This is a genomic window from Amycolatopsis sp. (genome assembly GCF_035276945.1).
Lineage (GTDB): Bacteria > Actinomycetota > Actinomycetes > Mycobacteriales > Pseudonocardiaceae > Amycolatopsis_E.
This window is the reverse complement of record NZ_DATELF010000146.1, coordinates 1-4,256: the sequence shown is the minus strand read 5'-3', so window position 1 is coordinate 4,256 and position 4,256 is coordinate 1. Positions and strand designations below refer to the sequence as shown.

4 protein-coding genes are annotated in these 4,256 nt (G+C 66.4%); 1 reads left to right on the top strand and 3 read right to left on the bottom strand.

Features of this window, described 5'->3' with window-relative positions; translation table 11 throughout:
- Positions 1–200 precede the first annotated feature (200 nt).
- From VJT49_RS25705 to VJT49_RS25695, 3 genes are all read right to left on the bottom strand, one after another.
- Positions 201–1,274, bottom strand: a complete 1,074-nt coding sequence (locus VJT49_RS25705) for a homoserine dehydrogenase (protein WP_324167494.1) — start codon at positions 1,272–1,274, stop codon at positions 201–203.
- 566 nt (positions 1,275–1,840) lie between these two features.
- Positions 1,841–2,320 (bottom strand): cupin domain-containing protein, encoded by a 480-nt coding sequence (locus VJT49_RS25700; RefSeq protein WP_324167493.1) that lies wholly within the window; start codon positions 2,318–2,320, stop codon positions 1,841–1,843.
- Between the two features lie 289 nt (positions 2,321–2,609).
- Entirely contained in the window at positions 2,610–3,227 is a 618-nt protein-coding gene (locus VJT49_RS25695) for a helix-turn-helix domain-containing protein (RefSeq protein WP_324167492.1), read from the bottom strand.
- 46 nt (positions 3,228–3,273) lie between these two features.
- Here VJT49_RS25695 and VJT49_RS25690 point away from each other — a divergent pair, with 46 nt between their 5' ends.
- On the top strand, positions 3,274–3,729 hold the full coding sequence (locus VJT49_RS25690; RefSeq protein WP_324167491.1) for a nuclear transport factor 2 family protein: 456 nt from the start codon (positions 3,274–3,276) through the stop codon (positions 3,727–3,729).
- The last annotated feature ends 527 nt before the right edge of the window (positions 3,730–4,256 follow it).

The window sequence follows — 4,256 nt, the reverse complement described above, 5'->3', positions numbered from 1 at the left end:
GGGTAGCAACGTCGCTCTCTTCCCGCCACGAGCGCGAAGCAGAACCACGACCGGTACTACACACCGAGCGTGTCGTCGCGCAGGCGGAAACTCATCCGCTAGTTGGCCGCGAGCATGCTTCGACGCACATCCCACCGTATCGCGATCAGGGGAAAGCGGATGCCGGCCCCGCTGGGGCGAGGGGCGGCTTCGCTGTGCGGTCAATCCGGGATGCGTGATCTGGCGACCGTGATGAGGTCGCTGAGCACCCCCTGCCCCGCGAGTTGTGGTCCGGCGCCGGGTCCGACGATCGTGATGTCTCCGATCGGATTCGCGCGGCAGGTCACCGCGTTGGTGGTCCCTTCGACGGTCGCCAGTGGGTCGTCGACGGGAACGAGCTCGGGCTGCACGCGGGCGCTGACGTCACCAACCCCGTCCGGCTGTGAGAAGTCAAGGGTTGCGACGTGCTTGAGCAGTGCACCGTGGGAGGTGGCGTGTTCGATCTCCGCGCGAGTGATGTCGGTAATTCCGCGGCAGGCGACCTGGTCGAGCCGAAGCTGCCTGGCAAAGACGAGCGCTGACAGGATCATCAGCTTCGCGGCCGTGTCGTGCCCCTCGACGTCTGCGCTTGCGTCACGCTCGGCGAGGCCCGCCCTCTGTGTCTCCGCGAGCGCGTGCGCGTAGGACGTGCCTTGCGCGATTCGGGAGAGGATGAAGTTGGTGGTGGCGTTCAAGACGCCCCTCACCGAGATCGGGGTCGCGCCCGCGAGACCGTCGACTAGCGCCCTGAGCACCGGCGTTCCCGACATGACGGTGGATTCCGCGCAGAACGCGACCTCGTGGCTGCGCGCCATGGTCGCGAGCTCCACACCGTGCAGGGCGACCGGCCATTTGTTGGAGGTGACCACGGGGATGCGGCGTTCGAGCGCGATGCGCATGTGAGCGAGTCCGGGCTCGGCGCCAATGGAGGGGCTAGCCGTGACCTCGACAAGGAGGTCGGCCTCGGTGGCGCGGAGCCCGTCGATGCTGCTCGGCCAGCGGCGCACGCCAGGCTGCTCGGTGATCGGCTCTCCTCGGGAGGCCAGTGCCAGCAACGATCGGAGATCGAGTCCATTTCCATCGTAGATGAATCCGTCCCGCGCGTTAGCAAGCCCCACGAGCGTGACCGCGATGCCGTACCGGCGGGCAAGCCGCTCCGCTTGTGAGTCGAGGACGCGCACGAGCCATTGGCCGACCGTGCCAAAGCCGACCAGCCAGATCCGCACCGGCCGCACCGGGTGACCGACGTTTCGCACACCCAAAGCGTGACGGCTCAGCCCACCGACGTACAGACCAAACGACACGCTTGGTTCGCTTCGCACCGAGTCGAAGCAAGGCACGCACCCGCCAGCCGGCCCGTCGTGCACCTGGATCGGCCGCCCGGTTGCTAACGCGAGCGCGGCATGGGCCAGCGGTTGGCCGGAAAGCTGCCGGTCAGGTCAGGGGCGCCTGGGGTGTCTTAAGGGTGAGCGACCAGAATTCGCCAGGACGACGATCAGAACTCGCCCCGCCCCACCCACGCCACAACCTCCGCCGCCGCGATTACGGGCTGATCGCAGACACGTTTGCGGACAGCGCCACGGCCCGATCAACGACGAGCGAGAGGCCGAATCCAGACTGCTCCTCCCACGAAGGCTGAGCCGTGTCACCGGCTCGCCGGCGGCGCCACCAAGCTTCTCCTTCTGATCAGCGGGGAGCCGATGCGGAAGTCTCTCCCTCACGGCCCTGTCGGCGACCAAGCAGGTGCCGATGCGATATGAGGTGAGCGCGGTTTCGCTTCTCATGCAAAGCGCCGCGCGCCGTCGTCGCACGCTGGGCCAGGTCAGCGGTCTCGTTCGGCCGCCGCCCGCATCGCTTCGACCATCACGGGCTTCTGGTCCGCGTCTGCGCCGCGCGGATAGGCCAGCCACTGCTCAGCGAGGACAACGAGCGTCGCACCCGTGTCGGGGTACTCGACAACGTCGGGGCGGTTCATCGTGGAGACCACGAGATAACGGACGGGCGCGTCAGAGCGGTTAACCAAGCTATGAGCCCCTGTCTTGCCCCGGGGAAACGCCACAACCGCGCCAGCCCGCAGAAGCTGCGTCCCCTTTGGGCCGTGCAGCGAGACAGTCCCGTCGAGGACCAGGAGGAGCTCCTCGTTGGCGTGGTGGATGTGCAGCGGCGAGCCGACAGCACCCGGGTCGAGTTCGTAGACACTGGCGCCGAGCTCCCGGGCCCCGGCCTGAGCGCCCACACGAGCGTGGTGGCGACCAGGGAATCTGTCCACCTCCCAGCTTGGCTGCGTGAAGTCAATCGGCATCGGGCAACCCTAACGATCCCATTTGACACTTTCGATGCGCCAAACGGGAGGTGGGTGTGCACGCGACCGCCCCGATCGCGTCTCGGCAGACCTCCGGGTTCACGATCACCGAGCCGTGTCGCGGATTGCCCACGAGCGGTCGACTAGTTCTGCTTTCGGCCGCCGAGTTCCCGAGCAGCATTGGCGTTGACGCAGCCGCCGAGGCGACTAACCGGAAGCGGTTGACGCCGGCAGCAGGTGTAGGTGTCGGGAGCGCGTGGACTCTGTCGGTGGGTTGATGCGGCCGGTGTTAGCGCGTGGCGCGGACCATTTGGCGGACGGCCCATTCGCCGCGGGCGCGCGCTTGATCGTGATCTAGGCCAACGACGTCGCGCATGGCGGTGAACGCTTCGGTGCCGATCAGGATTGAGAGGGCGGTCTTTAGCCGTTCGAGCTGATCGGGGTCGAGCTCGCGTTCGAGCGGCTGGAGTGCGGCGTCGAGGAGTTCCAGGCGGAACGCTGGGCGGAGCGGCACGTCGTTTCGCTCGGGGTCGAGCGGGCGCAGCAGCGTGTTGCGCAGAAACAGGCGGACCTGGACCTCGCGCTCGCGGATGTGGTCATACAGGGTGTTGTGGACCAGGGCGACACGGTCCTCGACGTCGGTTGGCGCCGCGTCGCCGCCGAACAGCGACCTGACTGTGGGAACGTCGACACTCAGCGGGACCTCGGCCAGCAGCGCTTCCTGTGAGGGGAAGTAGCGATAGGCGGTCGCGCGAGAAACCATCGCCGCGTCCGCAGCCTCGGCCAAGGTCGGCGTTCTACCCTCGGCAACGAGCTCGCGTGCGGCGAACAGCAGCGCCCGACGGGTGCGCAGCTTCTGCGCGACCCGTTCGTGTGTTCGAGGTGGGCTTGACATTCCGGTCGTCATGCTACATTGTCTCTTCGTAAGACACAATCTCACAAGGAGGATCGAGATGGGGCCGGTTGAGACGACCGAACTCGTTGAGCAGGAAATCGTGATGACGCCAGCCGAGATGAACCGGCTGATCGAGCAGCACATCGCCGCTGAGAGCATCGGAGATACTGACGGAGCGGTGGCGATGTACACCGATGACGTGATCCACGACGTCGTCGGCGCGCCGCACGGCCCCACGCACGGGCCAGACGCCGCCAAGGGCTTCTACGAGATGCTCACCGCCAACGTCACCACCGAGCGGATGGACGTCAACCACGCCTGGTACGGCACGGACTTCTGCGTACTCGAGCACCAATTCACCGGAACCGTGCCAGGCGAGTTTCTCGGCATCCCCGGAAACGGCAAGCGGATCTCGTTCCGCCTGCTCCACGTGTGGGAATTCAAGGACGGACGCATGTCCCGCGAGAACGTCTGGCTCGACGGCAACGCCATCGTCGCGCAGCTCACCGCCTGAGCCACAAGGCTCTCACTCGGGGGCACGAAGGGGGCGCGACAATCCGCGGCGCTCGGCCGGACCACACCGGCCGAGCGCGCTCGGACGGCACCAACACGCAGGTGTGGCTACTCGAGGCGCTGGTGCAGCGGGCGCCGGGGTCGGAGCAGACGGTCGCCTTCACGAAGCCAGTCGCCGACGTGCGTCGCGGCGCTTCTCATCGTGTAGCAGAGCGACCTGCGTGGTCGCTGAGGCGTCTTGAGACCTGACGGAGTCATGCCCCGCAGCGGACCCAACGCTTCTGCATTCTCAGTGTGATGCTGGTAAGGCGTTGCGCTGTTGGCGTGCGTAGTGGATTGTCCTTGACGGCTTCGGGGCTGACCCTTTCTGCATCAGTCGCCTCTGACTGGGGCTGACCTATTCGTGGAGTTGTCGCCCGTTGCCGTCAGGGACGTCCTGGCGTGACCTAATAGAAGCGTGGCATCGCCTCCACTGAGGAATGTCCGCCAGGAAGTCCGCTTCATCGGTTGATCGAACGAAGGGACAGG

What these genes read in the sequence shown, in the direction of transcription:
- VJT49_RS25700 (WP_324167493.1), bottom strand. Translation starts at nt 2,320, where the DNA reads ATGCCGATTGACTTCACGCAGCCAAGCTGGGAGGTGGACAGATTCCCT.
- VJT49_RS25695 (WP_324167492.1), bottom strand. Translation starts at nt 3,227, where the DNA reads ATGACGACCGGAATGTCAAGCCCACCTCGAACACACGAACGGGTCGCG.
- VJT49_RS25690 (WP_324167491.1), top strand. Translation starts at nt 3,274, where the DNA reads ATGGGGCCGGTTGAGACGACCGAACTCGTTGAGCAGGAAATCGTGATG.